General features: G+C 69.9%; 18 protein-coding genes. 13 read left to right on the forward strand and 5 right to left on the reverse strand.

What is annotated here, in order from left to right; genetic code table 11:
• The first annotated feature begins 36 nt into the window (after nt 1-36).
• The 10 genes from K7G19_RS01035 (at nt 37) to K7G19_RS01080 (ending at nt 11,393) form a co-directional block, all read left to right on the forward strand.
• Nucleotides 37-1,635: a histidine kinase N-terminal 7TM domain-containing protein gene (locus K7G19_RS01035; protein ID WP_226105271.1), complete on the forward strand. Its 1,599-nt coding sequence runs from the start codon at nt 37-39 to the stop codon at nt 1,633-1,635.
• Between the two features lie 52 nt (nt 1,636-1,687).
• Entirely contained in the window at nt 1,688-2,314 is a 627-nt protein-coding gene (locus tag K7G19_RS01040; protein WP_226105272.1) for a LysE family translocator, read from the forward strand.
• A gap of 192 nt (nt 2,315-2,506) precedes the next feature.
• Nucleotides 2,507-4,156, forward strand: coding sequence for a hypothetical protein (locus K7G19_RS01045; protein ID WP_226105273.1), 1,650 nt, complete (start codon nt 2,507-2,509; stop codon nt 4,154-4,156).
• 79 nt (nt 4,157-4,235) lie between these two features.
• Nucleotides 4,236-5,732: a hypothetical protein gene (locus K7G19_RS01050; protein ID WP_226105274.1), complete on the forward strand. Its 1,497-nt coding sequence runs from the start codon at nt 4,236-4,238 to the stop codon at nt 5,730-5,732.
• Nucleotides 5,733-5,899: 167 nt separating this feature from the next.
• Nucleotides 5,900-6,970 (forward strand): alpha/beta fold hydrolase, encoded by a 1,071-nt coding sequence (locus K7G19_RS01055; protein ID WP_226105275.1) that lies wholly within the window; start codon nt 5,900-5,902, stop codon nt 6,968-6,970.
• A gap of 294 nt (nt 6,971-7,264) precedes the next feature.
• On the forward strand, nt 7,265-7,669 hold the full coding sequence (locus K7G19_RS01060) for a cytochrome P460 family protein (RefSeq protein WP_226106267.1): 405 nt from the start codon (nt 7,265-7,267) through the stop codon (nt 7,667-7,669).
• 455 nt (nt 7,670-8,124) lie between these two features.
• On the forward strand, nt 8,125-8,796 hold the full coding sequence (locus tag K7G19_RS01065) for a DoxX family protein (protein WP_226105276.1): 672 nt from the start codon (nt 8,125-8,127) through the stop codon (nt 8,794-8,796).
• A gap of 146 nt (nt 8,797-8,942) precedes the next feature.
• On the forward strand, nt 8,943-9,539 hold the full coding sequence (locus K7G19_RS01070; RefSeq protein WP_226105278.1) for an EF-hand domain-containing protein: 597 nt from the start codon (nt 8,943-8,945) through the stop codon (nt 9,537-9,539).
• A 116-nt stretch (nt 9,540-9,655) separates the two neighbouring features.
• On the forward strand, nt 9,656-10,537 hold the full coding sequence (locus K7G19_RS01075) for a DUF692 domain-containing protein (RefSeq protein WP_226105280.1): 882 nt from the start codon (nt 9,656-9,658) through the stop codon (nt 10,535-10,537).
• Nucleotides 10,530-11,393: a DUF2063 domain-containing protein gene (locus K7G19_RS01080; RefSeq protein ID WP_226105282.1), complete on the forward strand. Its 864-nt coding sequence runs from the start codon at nt 10,530-10,532 to the stop codon at nt 11,391-11,393. Before K7G19_RS01075 ends, K7G19_RS01080 begins: the two co-directional genes overlap by 8 nt.
• Here the strand turns inward: K7G19_RS01080 and K7G19_RS01085 are convergent.
• The 3 genes from K7G19_RS01085 to K7G19_RS01095 form a co-directional block, all read right to left on the reverse strand.
• Nucleotides 11,390-12,157 (reverse strand): alpha/beta fold hydrolase, encoded by a 768-nt coding sequence (locus K7G19_RS01085; RefSeq protein WP_226105284.1) that lies wholly within the window; start codon nt 12,155-12,157, stop codon nt 11,390-11,392. The genes K7G19_RS01080 and K7G19_RS01085 overlap by 4 nt on opposite strands.
• Nucleotides 12,154-13,191 (reverse strand): M14 family zinc carboxypeptidase, encoded by a 1,038-nt coding sequence (locus K7G19_RS01090; protein ID WP_149318118.1) that lies wholly within the window; start codon nt 13,189-13,191, stop codon nt 12,154-12,156. Before K7G19_RS01090 ends, K7G19_RS01085 begins: the two co-directional genes overlap by 4 nt.
• A 190-nt stretch (nt 13,192-13,381) precedes the next feature.
• Nucleotides 13,382-14,296 carry a LysR family transcriptional regulator gene (locus K7G19_RS01095; protein WP_226105286.1) on the reverse strand — a complete coding sequence of 305 codons (915 nt, stop codon included), beginning with the start codon at nt 14,294-14,296 and terminating at the stop codon, nt 13,382-13,384.
• A 180-nt stretch (nt 14,297-14,476) separates the two neighbouring features.
• On the opposite strand from K7G19_RS01095, the gene K7G19_RS01100 reads away from it, so the two are divergent.
• The gene (locus K7G19_RS01100; RefSeq protein WP_149318120.1) at nt 14,477-14,878 is read left to right on the forward strand and encodes a 4-oxalocrotonate tautomerase; all 402 of its coding nucleotides are present in this window, start codon (nt 14,477-14,479) and stop codon (nt 14,876-14,878) included.
• 163 nt (nt 14,879-15,041) lie between these two features.
• On the opposite strand, the gene K7G19_RS01105 is transcribed toward K7G19_RS01100, so the two are convergent.
• Together K7G19_RS01105 and K7G19_RS01110 are read right to left on the reverse strand one after the other, a co-directional pair.
• Nucleotides 15,042-15,686: a phosphoglycerate mutase family protein gene (locus tag K7G19_RS01105; protein WP_226105288.1), complete on the reverse strand. Its 645-nt coding sequence runs from the start codon at nt 15,684-15,686 to the stop codon at nt 15,042-15,044.
• Nucleotides 15,687-15,895: 209 nt separating this feature from the next.
• On the reverse strand, nt 15,896-17,188 hold the full coding sequence (locus K7G19_RS01110) for a DSD1 family PLP-dependent enzyme (protein ID WP_226105290.1): 1,293 nt from the start codon (nt 17,186-17,188) through the stop codon (nt 15,896-15,898).
• Between the two features lie 713 nt (nt 17,189-17,901).
• On the opposite strand from K7G19_RS01110, the gene K7G19_RS01115 reads away from it, so the two are divergent.
• Nucleotides 17,902-18,978: an AI-2E family transporter gene (locus K7G19_RS01115; protein WP_226105292.1), complete on the forward strand. Its 1,077-nt coding sequence runs from the start codon at nt 17,902-17,904 to the stop codon at nt 18,976-18,978.
• Between the two features lie 218 nt (nt 18,979-19,196).
• A complete protein-coding gene (locus K7G19_RS01120; RefSeq protein ID WP_226105294.1) occupies nt 19,197-19,844 on the forward strand; it encodes a PadR family transcriptional regulator in 648 nt (215 codons plus the stop codon).

Here is a 19,844-nt window from a genome sequence, read left to right on the forward strand (position 1 = left end):
TGCCCACTCGGGCCAGCCGTGTTGCAATCCTGCCCGATGGCGATTTCCCTGCTGATTCTGCTGATGGCCGGCGCACTGTTGGTGTGCGCCGCGATCGCGATCGCGAGTTGGCCGCGGCGCGACGATCCCACCGTGCGGGCCTTTCTGCTGCTCGCTGTCGGCGCCGGCATCTGGTGTGCCGGGCGCATGCTGGAAATCCAGGCTCCCAACGTCGCGGAACGCATCGTCTGGGCCAAGCTGCAATATCCGGGCATCCTGATGGTGCCGGTGGGCTGGCTGCTGTCCGTCGTGCGGCTGACGCATCCCGACCACGTGATCGGCCGCGGCTGGCTGACCCTGGCCCTGGCGATCGGCGTCGCCAGCATGATCCTGGTGCTGACCAACGAACGCCATGGGCTGGTCTGGCCGCAGATCCAGTGGTTCGGCGGCGAAGGCCTGCATACGCGCGCCGTGTTCTCCCACGGCCCGGCTTATTGGGCCCTGGCCGCCTACAGTTACGGCCTGCTGCTGGCGAGCCTCTATTTTCTGGTGACGGCACGCCCGCGCGGCAGGCTGTCGCGCGGGGGCAGGGCGGTGCTGATCGCCGGGCTGTTGCTGCCGGTGCTGGCCAATGTCGCCTATCTGCGAGGCTGGACCACGCCGGTGGGCGGCGACCTGACGCCCGCGACGTTCTCCGTGATGGCGCTGCTGGTCTGGCTGTGCGCGCTGCGGCCACATCTGGGCGACGTGGGCCACTATGCGCGGCTGCGCGTGTTCGACGCGCTGCGCGAAGGCTGTGTGATCGTCGACGACCGCGACCGCATCGCCGATCTGAACCGCACGGCCCAGCGCATGTTGCCCGGACTGCGGCGCGGCGATCCCGCGCCCGCTTCGTGGCTGGCGACCCGGCCGTATGTGGCGGGCGTGCCGGACTACGAGCTGACGGTCGAGCCGGTGCGCAATCTGGAGGAGCGGGTCATTGGCCGCATCGTCTTCGTGCGCGATGTCAGCGCCTTTCGCACGCGCGAGCATGCGCTGGTGGAAGAGAACTCCAATCTCGCGGTCCGGCTCAACGAAACCGTCGACAAGCTGCTGCGCATCGAAGGCGATCTGTATCGCGACCCGCTGACCGGCCTGTTCAACCGGCGCTTCTTCCAGCGCGAGGCCGGTGTGCTGCTCGCCGCGGCGCAGGAGCGCGGCACGCCGCTCGGCCTGATGCTGATCGACATCGACTTCTTCAAGCAGTACAACGACATCTACGGCCATTTGCGCGGCGACGAATGCCTGCGCGCGATCGGCGCGACGCTGGCGCAGACGCTCGACGAGGCGGCCAGCTTCTGCGCGCGCGTGGGCGGCGAGGAGTTCGCCGTGGTGCTGCACCAGGCCGATGCGGATCGCACCCGTGACATCGGCATGCGCATGCTGCAGGCAGTGCGCTCGCTGCAAATGCCGCATGTGGGCGCGGACCCGTCGCATCCCTTCCTGAGCATCAGCGTCGGCGCGGTCTCCCGCATTCCGGACTCGCCGCTGGTCGAGGAACTGGTGGCCGCTGCCGACGTTGCGCTCTATGCGGCCAAGCGCGGCGGCCGCAACCGGCTGGTGATGGCCGGCGGCCAGGCCGTCGCGCCGCACACGGACCCGTCCCCGCTGGTCTGACGGCGCAGCCGCACCCCAGGCGATCCCGCCTTCCACCGTTCCAGGAGACAAGATGCCCACGCTCGATACGCTGATCGCCTTCTTCGGCATTGCGGTGCTGCTCGGCCTCGCGCCCGGGCCGGACAACGTCTTCGTGCTGCTGCAGTCCGCCATGCGCGGGCCGCGGGCGGGTTTGACCGTGGTGCTGGGCCTGTGTACCGGCCTGCTGTTCCACACCGCCGCGGTGGCGCTGGGACTGGCGACGTTGTTCGCGGCGTCGGCCACCGCCTTCACCGTGCTGAAGATCTGCGGCGCGCTGTACCTGGCGTGGCTCGCGTGGCAGGCGTTTCGCGCGCCGGTCGATGCCCCGGTGCAGGCAAGCGAGCGCGCCGGCAACGGCTGGCAGATGTATCGGCGTGGCGTGGTGATGAACGTCACCAATCCCAAGGTCGCGATCTTCTTTCTTGCCTTCCTGCCGCAGTTCGTCTCGCCGGCGCAGGGACCGATCGCCATGCAGATCGCGGTGCTCGGCGCCGTCTTCATGCTCGCCACGCTGCTGGTGTTCGGCGCGATCGCATGGTTCTCGGGGCTGTTCGGCACGTTGCTGCTGCGCTCGGCGCGCGCGCGACGGGCGCTGAACTGGTTCGCCGGCACCGTCTTCGCCGGTCTGGCGGTACGGCTCGCGACGGCGCAGCGCTAGGGGATCGAGGGTCAGGCGCAGCACCTGCCATGCACTGCGACTCGGTGCCGCAGAGGCTGTCTGTATAGATTCCGAAACATTGCATCGCAGTGCGTCGGCGAGACTCTATAGAGTCGGACCAGTCTCGACAGCAAACTCGCACGGAAGCGCTACATTGCGCCATCCCGCTCGACTGCCGAGGCGACCGCCATCGTGTTTCCCTCTTCCTTTCCCTCCTTCGGCCGTCTTCTCGGCCAGTTCGGCCAGCCGTTCTTCCGTTCCGAACCGGGGCGATCCCACGGTGATGGCCAGCGCGCCGAACCCGCGCTGGACGCGATGCATCCATGCCTGGCACTGGGCCTGTACCAGCCACCGCTTCCGGAAGAACCCATGCCAACGCGCGTCCCGCTCGATGCGCCCGATCCTGCCAGCCATGTCGACGCGGCGCTGACCTTGCTGCGCCGGCGCACCGGCGTGCCGCTTGCCGAGCGTCTCGCCACCGGCCTGCCGAGCGATCGGGCTGCCGCCATCGCGCTGCTCGACGCGCTGCTGACGGATGGCAAGCCGGCCGGGCCGCTCGCCGCGTCGAGCCCGCTTGCCGCCTCGGAGCCGGGGCGCCGCGCCATCGCGCAGGCGCTTGCGCTGCGGGACCGCTTGCAGACCGAACCATCCGCGGACGCCGCCACGCTGCAGCACGCGGTCGACGAACTGGTCGGCACGCTGGAGGCGATTCCCTACGGCCGCGAGCATGCCGTGCTGCGGGAGCGGGGCGATGCCGCGCTTCGCGCGATCGTCGGTGGCCCCCCATGGGACCTTGCCGCGATGATCAACAGCGACCGGCTGCCCGATCGCCAGGCGGCGGCCAGGCAGATCGACATGCTGCTGGCGCATGTCAGGATGCTGGCCGGCAACAGCGGGCAAGCGCCGTCTGCCGACCGCTTTCCGCCCGCACTGCGCGCGGCGCTGCACCGCCTGGTGCTCGAGGGCGGTCACGGGCTGAACGCCGCGCAGCGGTTGGCGCTGCGGCAGTGCCCGGTCCTCGGCCCGGAACTGGAGCCGATGCTGCAAGCGGGCAGCACGCTCTCCAGCGTGGCAACAGACACGCTCGACCGGTTTTGTCGGCATGCCGGCCACTGTACGGCCGACGCGAGCCAGCACGCCGGCGATGCGGTCCTTCTCGCGGAACTCGCTGCGCTTGGGGCCAGCGCCCGCAAGCTGGCCGACAGCGCACGGGCTCTCATCGGCGATGCGGATCGGGCCGGCACCGGTTCCGATCTTCCGGCTGCCGACAGCGCGCCGGAGAGTCTGCTGCACGACGCGCTGGCGACGAGGCTGCCGGCGTTGAAGCCGAACGACATCGCCAATCTGCATCGCTGGATGACGACGCCAGCCATGCTCGCACTGCGTGCCATGGTCCACCGCTCGGCGCGCCCCGGCGAGCGCCACGACACGGGCACGTCGCGCGCCGCCAGCGCGCTCGCCGGCCAACGTCGGCTGCTGGGCGACTGGTTGGCCGCCTACGATCAGCTGTCCGCCTTGCTCGCCATGCGCATGGCGTGGCAAGCGGCGCCGGCAGCCAAGCGCGAAGCGGCAAATAAGAAGACGAAGCCTGCAGCAGCGCCTTTGCCGAGCGCCAGTGACGCCAAGGCACGCGCCGCAGGCAAGGCGCGTGCCTCGGACCAGGGCCCGGCCCATGCCGGCCAGGCCGATTCCACTTCGTCGGAGGCACCGCACGGCGCGTCATCGGCATCCGCGCAAGCGGGCGCAGTCGCTGCGGCGAACGTCCTGTTCCGGCAGCTGTTCGCTACCGACCCCGCGCCGGAGACTCCGGCCGAAATGCCGCTCGATTGGGTCCGGGCCTGATCCACGCACATGGTTAGTCAGGGCGCGGCCTCGATGGGGCCGCGCGGAATGCTTTTTTTTGCTTGTTTGGGGGAATGGGATGTTGCAAGTCGTGTCCAGATTCTTCGGTCCGTGCCTGGGCGTCAGGTACAAGGTGCGGTCCGAAGCCGCGCCATCCTCGGGCATTGCATGCGGCGTTGCATGCGGCGCGCCAACCGCGCGAACCAGCCTCTGGTCCCGGCTTCTGCGCGCGTTGTTCTTCTGGCGCGGCCGGCGCGCGCAGACGGTAGCCAGCGGCCGTCAGCCGTTGCCCCGGATCACCTACGTTTCCACGCCGCCGCCCTTGTCCGACCGGGATACGGCGAAGTCGATCGCCGAGAAGCTGACGCCATTGCCGCCCGATGCGCTTGCCGCATTCTGTGCCCGGTGCAGCAGGGACACCCTGCAGGCGATGGTGGACTGGTGCCAGGACCCCCGCGGCTATCCGGCATCGGACCTCGGCAACGACGCCGCGGCGGACGATGCGGCCGCGACAACGGCGGCGAAGGCCATGATCGAGGCGACCGCGAGGGAAGCGCTACGCAGGTTCGAGCCGGACAGCATCGTGCCCGCGGCTGGTGTCGGTCATGTGTTGGCGCAGCTGGACCGCGAACTGGCCAAGGTACGCGACGGCAAGGGCGTACTGGACCTGGCGCGCCTTCGCGACGACTGGGTCAGCCCGCGCCCGCGCGACCGCAAGTTCCTGGCCGGCGGTGCGTACGCTGCGGATACCTTCGACATGTTCCGACGTTCGGTCGAGGCGGTGTGCCGTTTCGGGATGGCGGACGGCGACCTGGCGCTCACGCAGGCATTGGCCGCGAAATGGGCGACGGCCGCGCAAGCGCTATGCAGGGCGTCGGAAGCTCGCGAGCTGACCGTGAGCGGCATGACCCGCCATGCCGACGATTTTCGCGTGCTTGAGCGGGATACCGCGCTGGTGCTGATCCGCACGCAGCTTGGCATTGCCCAGGAACCGCCCTCGGGTCCGTCCGGTGCCGCTGGGCCGGACGAGGCAGCGGCGGCTGCCGCAGCGGCTGGCGATGCGTCGAGTCGCGTCAACGAGAAGCCCCGCAGCAGTCCGCCGCCGGCCGCCATGCAGACATTGACGGACCTGCTGCTTGATCCTGGCAGCGATGCCGACCAGATCGGTGCTGCCATCGATTCGCTGGTCCACAACTTGCGCACGCTGGCGCGGCAGCGCGCGGGCGAGGGGGTGCTCACGGAGATCGAGCGGCGTGTGGACGAGCTGCTGGCACGTGCCGGTGCCCGGCTGACAGAGCCGCAATTGCATCGTCTCGGCGACGCGCTGCAGCGGCTCGATCTGAACGCCTGGGGCACTTGCCGCAAGCTGCTGGACATCCGCGAGGCGCTGTACGACGCCGGCAAGCAGGCCTTTCGCGATGCGATGGCAGGGATCGCCGGCGTGCGGGCGCGGCAGTCCGCGGTGCGCGCGCAGGCGCAGCGGATCTGGCACAGCGCCGGACTGGTGGATGCCGAGGTGGCACGGGGCGGCGGCCCCTCCGGCGCCAGTCCGGGCCATGGTGCCATCCTCCGTTAGCACCGGCCACGTCGGACCATCACGCAATCCAGCGGCGAGTTTGTATCGCCGTGTATCGACCCCGTCGATCGATACACGGCGATGCGCGGCGGCGGAATTCGGACATGCCGACGATACCGCGCGGGAGTCCACTGGCGTTTCTCACCCACCTTTTTGGAGAAACGACCATGTCAGATTCAGTGAACGCACATCGCCGCCGCTTGCTCGGCTCGACCACGGCGCTGGCCGGCATCGGCTTGCTGGAACTGGGCCTGGGCAGCGCGGCCAGGGCACAATCGGCAAAGTCGACGCAGTCGGCACGGCCGGCCGCAACCGGTGCCCGGCAAACGCCGGGTGCCGCCTCCTTCGGCCCCATTCGCCAGATCGACGCCGGCACCTTGAACATCGGCTATGCGGAGGCCGGGCCGGCCAACGGTCCGGTGGCGATCCTGCTGCACGGCTGGCCGTACGACATCCATAGCTTCGTCGAGGTCGCGCCGCTGCTGTCGGCGGCCGGCTATCGCGTGATCATGCCGTACCTGCGTGGATACGGCTCGACCCGCTTCCTGTCGGCCGACGCGCCGCGCAACGGCCAGCAGGCCGCGCTTGCGCTCGACGTCATCGCGCTGATGGATGCGCTGAAGATCGACAAGGCCATCATTGCCGGTTTCGACTGGGGCGCCCGCACTGCGAATATCGTCGCCGCGCTGTGGCCGGAGCGCTGCCTTGGACTGGTATCCGTCAGCGGCTATCTGATCGGCAGCCAGGAAGCCAACCGCAAGCCCTTGCCTCCGCAGGCCGAGTTGCAATGGTGGTACCAGTTCTACTTCGCGACCGAACGCGGAGCCGCCGGCTATGCGGCCAATCTCGATGGCTTCAACCGGCTGATCTGGCAACTGGCCTCGCCGCAGTGGCGATTCGATGACGCCACCTACCGCCGCTCGGCGCAGTCGTTCGACAACCCCGATCACGTCGCCATCGTGATCCACAACTATCGGTGGCGTCTCGGGCTGGCCCAGGGCGAGACGCAATACGATGCGCTGGAGAAGCGCCTGGCGGCGGCGCCGAAGATCTCGGTGCCGACCATCACGATGGAAGGCGACGCGAACGGTGCCCCGCATCCGAAGCCCGCCGCTTACGCCGGCATGTTCACCGGCAAGTACCAGCACCGGGACATCGGCGGCGGCATCGGCCACAACCTGCCGCAGGAAGCACCGCGCGCATTCGCCGACGCGGTGTTGCAGGTCGTGCAGCTTTGAGCGAGGGGATCTCGCATGCAACGTCTCCGACTACCCACGACCCTCGCCGGGCTTACGCTGCTCGCCTGCGCCGCCGTCGGCCAGCCGACCCTGGCGCAGCCATCGGTCCACGGCGCGCGCGACACCGCGCAGCCAGCGGTCCATGCCGCCAGCGACACCGCGCAGCAACAGACCGGCAAGCAGCCTGCCGAGCATCAGACCGCCCAGCAGCCCGCCACCAAGCAGCGCGTCCAGCAGCCGACCGCCACGCAGCCAACCGCCACACAGCCGACCGCCAAGCCATCGGCCTCCCCCATCTATGGCGTCACCATTCCCCACGGCTACCGTAAATGGCAGTTGATCGCACCCGCCGAAGAGGCCGCCCCGCTCGATGAACTGCGTGTGGTGCTGGGCAATCCCGAAGCGATGGCGGCCATCGAACGATCGGCGAAGCGCTTCCCCGACGGGGCCGTGCTGGTCAAGCTCGCCTACAAGCGCAAGCCATCGCCCGACTTCGAGCCCGCGACGATCCCGGGGCAGCCGACCACGGTGCAGGTGATGGTCAAGGACTCGCGCCGGTATGCGTCGACGGGTGGCTGGGGTTTCGGCCGCTTCGTCGACGGCGTGGCGGTGGACGCGGCCCAGCATCAGACCTGCTTCGCCTGCCATGCGGCCCGCGTCAAGGACCGCGATTACGTGTTCACGCGCTTCGCACCGTAGCGGTGGCCTTGGCCGCGCCCCGCGGTGCCGGTCCGGATTGGCCTGTTGCCCTGGCAGGCCGATCCGGATTTTTTTTTGCCCTCGGCAGGCATCACCGCATCACCGCGTCACCGCGCCACAGCACCACAGCACCACAGCACCACAGCACCACAGCACCACAGCACCACAGCACCACAGCACCACAGCACCACAGCACCACCGCACCACCGCACCACCGCACCACCGCACCACCGCACCACCGCGCAACGGCGCCTCAGCGCAACTGTGCAATGGCCACGGTCCATGGGGAAGCACCACGAACCACCGAGAAGGCCCGCGCTTTGTATTGCACTGTATCCAGCCCGGCCTGCGATGCAACTCCGTGACAATCCCGCACGCCGTCAAACACATCCGCGATACACGCCCGCCCTGAAATGGCGACATCGAATCCACGACGCCATTTCAAGGAGCGCACTGTGCAAGACCGGCCCATCCCCATCCCGCTGACGACCCGCCTCGATACCGTCGGCCACTGGCTCGCGCCGCTGGGACTGCGCGCGATCCTGGCCTGGGAGTTCTTCGAGTCGGGCCGCGAGAAGCTGCTCGGACAGAACTGGTTCGACCAGCTCGCCGGGCAATTCCCGCCGCCGTTCTCGCTGCTGAGCGCCAACCTCAACTGGACGCTGGCGACGTGGCTCGAACTGCTGGGCGCCGTCGCGCTGCTGCTGGGCCTGGGCACGCGCTTCGTCGCCTACGCGCTGATCGTGCTGACCGTGGTCGCGACCTACGCGGTCCATTGGCCAACGGAGTGGGCGAGCCTCGCCGAGCTGTGGCAGGGCTACGCCGTCACCGACAAGGGCTACGGCAACTTCAAGCTGCCGCTGCTGTATGTGCTCATGCTGCTGCCGCTGCTGCTGCGTGGTGCCGGGCCGCTGAGCCTGGACGGCTTGCTGATGCACCGGTGGACGCAGTGCAACGCGCTGCCGGCCGCTGCTGCGACCCATGCCGGCCATGCCGTCTGGTCCGCCGTGCTGATCCTGCTCGGCCTGCCGCTGGCGCTTCTGCTGCCATGGGCCGGCGGCGCGCTGATCGCCATCGGTATCGCGTTGGGCGCGCTGAGCCGGGCCAGGGCCAGGGCCACGGCCTGACGGTCTCGCCATCCGGCCGAACGATACGCGGCGCTTCGCTGCGCAAGCCCGCCATACCCGGCACCACCCCAATCGACACGATTTCGTTCGCCACGCCTCGTGGCACAGACCCGCACGTCCGCGTGCATTGACTCAGGAGATTCGCCATGTCACAAGCTCATTCCCCCCGCAAGACGACGCTCGGCCTGCTTGGTGCCGCGCTGGCCGGCAGCGTGCTGCTGAATGGACCGGTCTTCGCCATGCAGCCGCTGGCGCAGGGCTATCTGGTGGCCGCGGCCGACGGCAAGGCCGCCGAAGGCAAATGCGGCGAAGGCAAGTGCGGTGCGGAAACGGTGCGCGCACCGCGCGGCGCGAAGAAGGGCGCGCGGGCAGAAGGCAAATGCGGCGAGGGCAAGTGCGGCGAAGGCAAGTGCGGTGCCGAAACGACGCGCGTGTCGCGCGGCGCCAGCAAGGGCGCGCAGGCCGAAGGCAAGTGTGGCGAGGGCAAATGCGGCGAAGGGAAATGCGGCGAAGGGAAATGCGGCGACGCCTCCTTCTCGCGCACCGATACCGACAAGAACGGCCTCGTCTCGCGCGCCGAGTTCCTGGCGGTGGCGCCGACGCGCGCCGCGGAGTTCGACAAGATCGACACCAGCCACGACGGCAACATCTCGGAGGCCGAGGCCTACGAGTATCTGCGTGCCACCTACCAGGCCAACGGCAAGCCGGTACCGAAGAACCTGTTCGCCAAGCTGAAGAAGTAACTGTTCCGTGCGGCCGCGCCGCGCCGGATGTAACCGGTGCGGCGCGGCTGCGCAAGCCCTGCATCGGGCCCCCCCGGTGGCCCATGCCCCCCAAACGATCGCCAAGGAGATCCACCGTGCCGGTGCCGATCCATTCGTCCGTCCTGTCACCGCGCTCCGCGCCCACCGCCTGCGTCGGCCTGGGGCTGCGCCGGGCCCTGATCCCGCAGCTGGAGCAGGCGCCGCCCGGCGATTTCGATTTTCTCGAGCTGGCGCCCGAGAACTGGCTGCGCGTCGGCGGCGCCTATGGCAAGGCCCTGGGCCGTCTGGCCGAGCGGTATCCGCTCTACTGCCATGGACTGTCGCTGTCGCTCGGCGGCATCGCGCCGCTCGATGAAGGCCTGCTGTCCGAGATCCGCGGCTTCCTCGATGGCCATCGCGTGCCGCTCTACAGCGAGCACCTGAGCTACTGCACCGACGACGCGCATCTGTACGACCTGCTGCCGCTGCCATTCACGGAGGAGACCATCGAACATGTCGTCGCCCGCATTCGCCGGGCACAGCAGATCCTCGGCAGGACGATGGCGATCGAGAACGTGTCGTACTACGCCGCCCCGCGGCAGGACATGGACGAGGCCGCCTTCACCAATGCCGTGCTGCGCGAGGCCGACTGCGCCTTGCTGCTGGACGTCAACAATGTCTACGTCAACGCGATCAACCACGGTTTCGATCCCTATGCCTTCCTCGATGCGCTCGAGCCGGGCAGGGTGGCCGCCTATCACGTGGCCGGCCACTACGACGAAGCCGACGACCTGAAGATCGACACGCACGGCGCCGCGGTCAAGGCCGAGGTATGGGCGCTGCTGGAATACGCCTATGGCCGCTTCGGCGTCCATCCGACCGTGCTCGAGCGCGACTTCAACTTTCCCGACTATGCGGAGCTGGCCAGGGAGCTGCGCCATATCCGCGAACTGCAGGCCCGTGCGGGTGGAGCCGCGAGGAGAAGCGCCCATGGCTGAGATCGCGCGCACTTCAATGCAGCAGCAGCTGGCGCTGACCCGCCACCTGCGCGATCCGTCGCGCCATCCCTCGCCGCCGGGCATGGACCCGGCCCGCGTGCGGATCTATCGCGAACTGGTGACTGGCAACCTCGTGTCGCTGCTGGGCGGGACCTTTCCGGTGCTGGTGTCCTTGCTGGGAGCCGAGCATTGGCGCTGGCTGGTCGAGCGCTTCCTGCGGGACCACCGTTCGCACACGCCGCGCTTCGGCGAGATTGCCGAAGAGTTTGTCGCCTTCGTCGACGCGCTGGATCTCGAGTCCTTGCCCGCGCCGATGCGGCGGCCGTTCCTCGCCGAGCTGGCGCATTACGAGTGGGTGGAAATGGCGCTGCTGCAGAGCGATGCACAACCGCTCGGCGCGGAACTGTTCGCCCCAATCCCGGCCCCAACCGGCGCTCCAACCGGCGCTCCGATGGGTACTCCAATGAGCGCTCCGGCCCTGGACCTGCCGCTGCAACTGTGCCCGCTGGCCTGGCCCCTGGCCTATCGCTGGCCGGTGCATCGGCTCGGACCGGCGTACCGGCCGTCGCAACCGCCGGCCCTGGCGACCTTCCTGCTGGTGCGCAGGACCGCCGACGACGAGGTGCGATTCTCGGAGCTGAGTCCGCTCGCCTGGCAACTGCTGCACGAGATCGGGCCGTCGGGCGGCTCGGTGACCGCCGACAGCCTGCTGCACGAACTGGGGCGTCAATGCGGCGTACCGGACTTGCCGTCCTTCGTCGCCGCCGGCATGGCGCTGCTCAATGACATGCACGCCGACGGCATCGTCGCGGCGGTTCGCGATCGGGAGGATCACGGCCTGGAGAGCGATGCCTAGCTGGCCGGCAACGCGATCCAGCGTGCCACCTCCCGCGCCACCCATTGCGGATCGTCGTGCGGCAGGTCGTGTCCCGCCCACGGGTGCACGCGATGCGGGACCGACCACGCCGCGGCCAATCGCGCCGAGCAGGCCGGGGACACCAGCCGGTCGGCCGCCGACGACAGCAGCAGCGTGGCGCAGTGTGGCGGCGCCGTGCCGGCCCGGAAGCGGGCCGCCGCCAGCAGTTGGCGCAGCGCATTGCCGCGGCTGACCGGCGCGTCCGTGCGGATCGCGGTCCAGCGCGCCACGTCGGATTCGAGTGCATCGGTGCGGGCGCAGGTCAGCCGATGGATGATGGCCTCGCAACGGGCGCCGTCGTGCCACGAGCGCATCAGGCCAAGCACCGCGGGCCACGCGCCGGGACGCATGCGCTGATGCGGCGCGCCGAACGGCCGCATGCTGGTGTTGATCAACACCAGCCGTTCGATGTCATCCGCGTGCTGCTGCGCCCACGCGGTCGCCACCATGCCGCCCAGCGACATGGCCAGCAGCCGGTACGGCGGGCGCAGGCCGGCCCGTGCCGCGTCGGCGCGCAGGTGGGACACGTTGGCCGCCACCGTCGCCGGCGATCTCCGGCGGGCCTGGTTGCCGTTGCCCGGCAGATCGAGCATCGTCAGGCGATCGTCATCGCCGACCGCGCCGCCGCGCCGCAGCGCCGCCGGCAGTTCGCCCCAATGGCGCGCCTCGCGCGTCAGCCCGCGCAACAGGATCCAGTCGCTCATCGTGTCGGCCTGCCGGCAGGGGCGCGCCAGTGTTCGCTGGCCTCGCGCCAGATCGCCTGCCGCGCCGCACCGGTCGGCAGCCAGCGCGCCGGCGCGAAGGCGGCGCGCGCCAGGAAGTCGAACAGGCTGACATGGCGGCGCAGCACGCGCGCGGTGCGATGCGCCTTGACCGGATTGAAGAAGCCGTCGCGCGAGAACAGCTGCCGCGGATTCTTCTTGATCCACAGCCACGAGCCCAGTTCCAGCGTCATCGGCAGGAAGATATGCGGCGCGGGCGTGCGGTCATAGGCGTAGTCCCACAGGTCGCCGTGCACCAGGTACTGGTGGCTCTGCGGCTCGAAGGCGTAGCCGTGATGCGGGTGGGCCTGCTCGAACAGCGTCTTCAGCACGTACATCTCGGGCAGATGCGGCATCGCGGCCTGCGTCCGCGCGTAGGGAAACCAGATGCTGTCGCGCCAGCCGTAGCCCGAATGGCAATCGACCGCGAAGCTCAGCGGGCGCGTCAGCAATTGCGCCTGCACCACGCGCAGCAGCGCGGTGCTCTCGGCCTCCATCGGCGTGCCGGCCCTGCCGCGGTACCACGGCAGCCACGGGCCGATGCGCTGGCCGCCGGCGAGGAAGGGCACGCGTCCCTCGGCATCCTGCGGGGCGTTGCGCATCAGGTCGACGCCGTTCGGATTGGCGCGCCGGCCGGCCCACATGCCGGCCGGGTTGACGATCGGCATGAACAACAGCCGGACCTTGCGCAATTGCAGGTGCAGCAGCTCGTCCCATTCGAGGCGCTTGAGCAGCGCCCGCATATAGTCGAGCAGCAGCTGCGTGCCGATCCGTTCGAGGCCGTGGATGCCGCCGAACAGGCCGATCGCCGGCGCGTGGGGATCGCGCGAGCCGATGCCGGCGAGGTACACCGGAAAGCGCCGCCCATGGCTGCTGGCCTCGCATACGACTTCGATATCGAAATGCGCCGCGCCGACTTCCAGCAGTGCGCGCAGCAGATCGAGCTCGGCGAAACTGTCGGAGGCGGGAAGGGGCATCGGGGCAGTCGGGCGGAAGTTGGGCCGAAGCTGGGCGGAAGTTGCGCGGCGGTTGGGCGGACGGCGAGCGGCACGCCGCGACCGCGCCGGTCCGTATGACGGAACGATGTTGCGAGTCTACTCGCGCAATATGACAGTGCCTTGTGACGACACGGGACTGTCATCGAGCCGGGTCATGCGGCCGCGCCGGTCAACCGAACTGCTCGGCCAGGACCTCGCGCGCGGCCTGTACCACCGGTGCTTCGCCGCGGCGCGGCGGCAGCAGGCAGAACTCGACCTCGGGCAGCGCCGGCAGGCCCAGCGACGATGCGGTCGCCGCGTCGAGCTCGGCCACGCCGGCCGGAATGGCCGAGCGGTTCAGGCACGAGATGCCGAGCCCGGCCGCGAGCGCCATCTGCAGCCCCGCCACGCCGGACGCGGAGTGCGAGACGCGGTACGGCACGCGGGTACGCTTCAGGGTCCGGACGACGTACTGGTGCAGCGAGCAGGTGTCCGGCAGCAGCACCAGCGGCAGCGGCATGGCGATGCTGTCCGTCTCCCCGCGCGCGACGACCCAGGCCAGCGGCTCCCGCCGCAACGGGAGCCAACCGGCGCGCGACCCGCGCGACCCGCGGGACCCGCGCGACCGATCGGCGGCGCCGCTGCGCGCTCCCACCACCCGCATGGTCAGGCCGATATCGAAGGCGTCGTCGTCGACGCTGGCATCGATCGCTGCGCTTTTCATCACCGTCACGTGCAGCCGCAGTTGCGGGTGCCGCTCGCGCAGGCGCCGCAGCATGCCGGCAATCTCGCTGGTGCGGTAGTAGTCGGTGATGGCGAGCCGCAGTTCGCCCGCCAGCGTCTCGCCGCGGATGTCCTGCATCGCCAGCGCGTCCAGATCGAGCATGCGGCGCGCATGGCCGAGCAGCCGTTCGCCGGCCGGGGTGGGCTGCACGCCCCGGCGGCCCCGCAGCAGCAGCGGCACGCCGGCGCGCTCCTCCAGCTTGCGCAACTGCTCGCTGACCGAGGACTGCGACAGAAACAGCCGCGGCGCCGCGGCCGACAGGCTGCCGCTGTCGGCCACCGCGACGAAGGTACGCAATTGTTCGAGATCGAAGCCGCGCATCGCCCGCTCCTGGTTTCGGCATTATCGATGGATGGTATCAAATCTTCCCGCTTTTCCGATGGCAGGCGGGGCACTAGGATCGAGTCAGTGGCGGGTCGGCACGGCGATATCGAGCCGGCCCGTGCCACCTTCGATTCCATGCACCGACCACTTCACCAACCATTCAAGGAGGAAACCGCGATGCCCCATCTCCAACTGCAGATCTCCGGCCGCCCCGATACCGCGCTGACCGCCAAGGCCGCCGCCACCGTTGCCGAGCTGACCCGTACCGTGCTGGGCAAGAAGCCCGAAGTGATGGCGGTCGCGGTCCAGTACGTGCCGCACGACGCCTGGTTCATCGACGGCCAGCCGCTGTCCGCGCTCGAGCGCAATGCCTTCCATCTCGATATCAGCGTGACCGACGAGACCAATACCAAGGCCGAGAAGGCGCGCTATCTCGAAGCGGTGCACCGCGCGCTGTCCGAGTTGATCGGCAATGTGCACGACTGCTCGTACATCCATGTGATCGACGCCCGGGCCGCGGCCTACGGTTATGGCGGCCGCACGCAGGAATACCGCCATCAGCACGGTTCGACGTTGTAGTTGGCGTTCGGCCGGAGCGGCGGCAAGTATCCCGCGGCGGCTCCGGCGACCGGGCGACCGGGCGTCTCGGCGACCGGGCGACCCGGCGGCTCGGCGATTCGGCGATTCGGCGATTCGGCGATTCGGCGACCCCGCGACCGGCGGCGACCCCCGGCGACTGACCTCAGCCCGCGGGCAGCCGATACAGGCGCCGTGGCTGGCCGTCCGGCGACAGTTCGAACACGACGCCGCCGCCGCTGTCGGCCCCCTGTCCCGTCAGGGCCGTGATGACGACCTGATGGGTCACCATCAGATACGGCCCGCCGCGCGGGTCGAGCTGGTCGATAAAGCGGGACAGCGCGGCCGTCTGGTGCGTGCGGGCGCCGGCGTCGCCGAAGAAGGAGTTGAGCACCGGCAGCACCGTGACGGGACCGAGGTCCATCAGGCGCGCGGTGTCCCGGCAGCGGCACCAGGCGCTGCTCCAGACCGCGCTGGGACGAAAGCCCGCCGCGCGCCACGCCGCGCCGAGGCGTTGTGCCTGGGCGCGGCCGCTCGCATCGAGATTGCGCTGCGTCGGACAGGACTGCAGGTCGAAGCCGGGCGGGTCGCCGATGCCGGGTGCATTGGCATGCCGCAGCAACACCACCACATTGGGACGGGCCAGCGCCGAGACGGGCAGCGTGCCGAGCGGTTGCGCAAGGGCGCTGGACACGCTGGCCGGCATCGCCGATGCGAGCGCTGTCCAGCAGGCGACGCGGGCCGCGATGCGCAGTGCATCGCGCCGCCGCGTGGAGGGTGTGTCGATGGGCCGTCCGCTGCGATCGATCATGTCATTCCTCCTTGCTGCCCCCCGCCTGGCCGCGGATCTGCGGCCTATATCTGGCGGCTCGCCTCTGACGGCTGCGTCCAAACGGCTTACTCTGACGGCTGCTTCGCACGGCTGCTTCGCACGGCCGCTTCGCACGGCTGCTGCTAACGGGCTGCCTCTAACGGCCTGCCTTTAATGGCCGCGTGTAACCCTGGTTTTAACGACCCGTTTTAACGGCTGAGACCGCGCGCCGAGATCGGCCACAGCGATTCCACCTTGCCGTCGCGCACCCCGACCAGCGTGTCGTACAGGTTCAGCGTCGGATCGCAATGGCCCGGCACCAGCCACAGCGGTTCACCCAGTTGCGGCAGTGCCGGCACCTCGCCGCCGGCGCCCGGCACCGGCCGCACGATGCCGTGTTCGTCGTTGGCGGCGACATAGGCCAGCCGCGTGCTGCGCGTGCCGACGTTGCGCTGCCCGCCGCTACGCTCCCCGCTGTTGTGATCGACGCCGTTGCGTTGCCCGCCGTTGCGTTCCCATACCCATGGCAGCCCCGAGTCGACCGCCATCGACTTCAATCCCGCATCGACCACGACCTGGCCCTGCGCCGCGGTGCTCATCACCGTGGTCGCGATAAACAGGCTGTGCTCGAAACGCAGCGCCTCGGCCGCGCCGTCGTCGCCGCGCGCATTGCTGCCGTAGTCGCCGTCCATGAAGACATACGAACCGGGCTGGATCTCGGTGAAGACGCCGCTGGCCAGGTCGAATTCGACACTGCCGCTGCCACCGCCGGTGACCACCTGGCACGGCGCACCGGCCGCTGCGAGCCGGGCCGCCACCGCGCCGGCACGCTCCGCCGCGCGGGCCGCGGCCTCGCGCCGGGCGGCGTGGTCGCGCACATGCTGGATGCCCCCATGGTAGGCCTGCAATCCGCCGAACGACAGGCGCGGCTGCGCGGCGATGCGCTCGGCCAGCCGTAGCGCGGCGTCGGCATCGGCCACGCCGCAACGGCCCTGGCCGATGTCGAGTTCGACCAGCACCGTCAGCCCGCTCTGCTCGCGTTCGGCGGCCTCGGCCAGTGCGCGCACCTGGACGACGGCGTCGACGCAGACGCTGATCCGAGCGTGGCGCGCCATCCGGGCCAGCAGCGTGGCCTTCGCCGGGCCGGCGATCTCGTTGCTGATATGGACGTCGGCGACGCCGGCGCGCAGGAACGGCAGCGCCTCGCTGACCTTCTGGCAGCAGATGCCGACGGCGCCGCGCGTCATTTGCGCCAGCGCGATGTCTGGACATTTGTGGGCCTTGGCATGGGGCCGCAGCGCGACGCCGGCCCGATCCGCGGCCTGCTGCATCCGCTGCAGATTGCGCTCGAAGGCATCGAGCTCCAGCACCAGCGCCGGCGTGTCGATCGCCTGCCACGGCTGGCCGGGCTCGGCGATCGGGGGCAGGGCGGGCAGTCCCGCCGGATCGCGCAGGACGGGCAGGTCGGTCGCGGCGGAAGGCACAGGGCGGTGATCGGGCATGACGGCGAGGTCTCCATAAGGGGCGGTGGGCCGAAAGGCGTGAGGCGCGGGGCATCATCGGTCGATCGGGACGGGCTGTCAAACCGTGCCGTGGCGCGCGGCCGCGGGTGCCGGACCGCTACCCGGGTCCCCGTGCCGCGGGTCCCTGCCCGGGTCCCCGTGCCGTGTTCGGAGCGCCGTGGGCCACGGGGGACGCTGTCGCGCTTGTCCTACACGGCTTGCGGCGGCCGTCCGACTGCGGGGGGCGTGAGCCGCCGACTATGCTGACAGTGATGCACCGCGCTTCCCGCGCGGCGCTCCCCAGCCCCCGCACCGTCCCCCTCGCCATGCATGCCACGCCCAATCCGTCCGCGCAGCCCGGTGCGCCATCCGCACCGTCCACGGGTGGCGCGCGGGCGGTGCCATCGCGGGACGAGGCAGCAGTCGAGCCGCTGGCCGGGGCGACGGCGGCGAGCGAGGCGGCGGCCACACGGCCGGACGCTTCGGCCATCGCCGCGAATGTCCGCGACGGCCAGCCAGCGACAGGCACACAGCCGGACGCTTCGGCCATCGCCGCGAATGCCCGCGAGCGCGAGCCTGGGGCGACCGCACAGCGGGACGCATCGGCCATCGCCGTGGGCGCCCGGGATGGTGAGTCCGGAGCGGCCTCATCCGCAGCCTCATCGGCCGCCACATCGGCGGCCGAGCCGGCCCGCGGCCCGGCCAGCGCCCGCATGCTGCCGGTGGCGATCCAGCGCGGCAGCCTGGCGCTGGTGGTGCTCGCGACGCTGGCCTGCCTGTACGCGCTGCATGTTGCCAAGGCTTTCGTGATTCCCGTGGTGCTGGCGGTCATCCTGACCTATCTGCTCGATCCGCTGGTGTCGGCGCTCCATCGGCAGCGGCTGCCGCGTCCGATCGGCGCGACGCTGGTGTTGCTGGGGTTGGTCGCGGTGCTGCTGTGCGGCGCCTATCTGCTGCAGGGCCAGGTGGAGGCCATCGTCGACCGTCTGCCCGAGATCGCCCGCAAGCTCTCCCGCAGCCTGTCGGCGCTGCTCAGCGGCGACGACTCGATGTGGCAGAAGATCCAGCGCGCGGCGACCGTGCTGACCGGCGGCACGCCACAGCTCTCGCGCGGCGCGCCCGTCGTGATCGAGAAGCCCGCCGGCGCGCTGCACGACATGGTGCTGGCCGGCTCGGTCAGCGCCTTCGCGGCGGCGGGGCAGGCCGTGGTGGTGCTGTTCCTGACCTTCTTCCTGCTGGTGTCGGGCGACATGTTCAAGCGCAAGTTCGTCAAGATGACGGGCCGCACGCTGACGCAGAAGAAGGTCAACGTCCATATGCTCGGCGAGATCAACCGGGCGATCCAGCGCTACATGCTGATGCTGCTGATCACCAATGCCGCGCTGGGGGTGTGCACGTGGTTCCTGCTGAAGGCGATCGGCCTGCAGCACGCCGGCACCTGGGCGCTGGCCGCGGCCGCGCTGCATCTGATTCCGTACTTCGGCTCGGGCGCCACCGCGATCGCGCTCGGCGTGGCGGCCTTCATGCAGTTCGGCACGCTGGGGCTGGCCGCCGCGGCAGCGGGGGGTTCGATTCTGATCGCGACGCTGATCGGCTCGGTGGTGCAGACCTGGATGACCGGGCGGATGGCGAAGATGAATCCGGTGGCGGTGTTCGTCGCGCTGCTGCTGTTCACCTGGCTGTGGGGCGCGTGGGGGATGCTGCTGGCGATTCCGCTCGCCGTGATCGCCAAGGTGGTGGCCGACCATATCGAAGGGCTGGAGTTCGTGGCGGAGTTCCTGGGGGAATAGGGTAGCCGACGGGACCGGGCCGGCCGACGGAACAGGGGCGGTCGACGGAACAAGGGCGGCCGACGGAACAGGGCGACGGGATAGGACGGCCCACCCAAAGGGCGACCGGCGGATAGCGCGCCCGGCAAGACCCTGCCGCAAGCAGGGCCGAAGCTTGACCTGCAGTGCCGCCAACTATATCGTAAGATATGTTTTTCGATATAACGGACGACTGACCCATGCCTCCTCGCCATCATCACGGCCGGCACGGCCACGGACCCGGCGGTCCCTTCGGTGGATTCGGCGGTTTCGGCTCCGACGCCGACGGCCTGCGCCGCGGCCGCAAGCTCGGCGCCGACGACCTGCAACTGCTGCTGCTCGACCTGCTGGCCGAGCAGCCCAGCCATGGCTACGAGCTGATCAAGGCGCTCGAAGCGCGCAGCGCCGGCTTCTACAAGCCCAGCCCGGGCGTGATCTATCCCGCCCTGACGTACCTGGAGGAGATCGGCCACGCCGCGGTCGACGTCGACGGCAACCGCAAGTGCTATCGGCTTGCCGAGCCCGGCCGCGAGTTCCTGCAGGCCAACCGCGAGCGCCTGGCGCTGCTGTGGAACGGGCTGCGTCATGCCGCCCGCAAGATGGAGTGGGTGCGCCGCGCGCTTGCCGGCGAGCCGCCGCCCGAGCCGGACGAGCAGGGCAACGGCTGGCTGCCGGAGTTCGTGCAGGCGCGCATGGCGCTCAAGCGCGCGCTGCTGCTGCGCACCGATGCCTCGCCGGCCGAACAACGGCGCGTCGCCGACATCCTGCTGCGCGCCGTCGCCGATATCGAAGACACCGAGGCAGCCGCCGTGCCGCCGCGTCCCGCCCGACCACGCCAACCGAGGTAA

Source organism: Cupriavidus sp. DB3 (assembly GCF_020418465.1).
Classification (GTDB): domain Bacteria; phylum Pseudomonadota; class Gammaproteobacteria; order Burkholderiales; family Burkholderiaceae; genus Cupriavidus; species Cupriavidus cauae.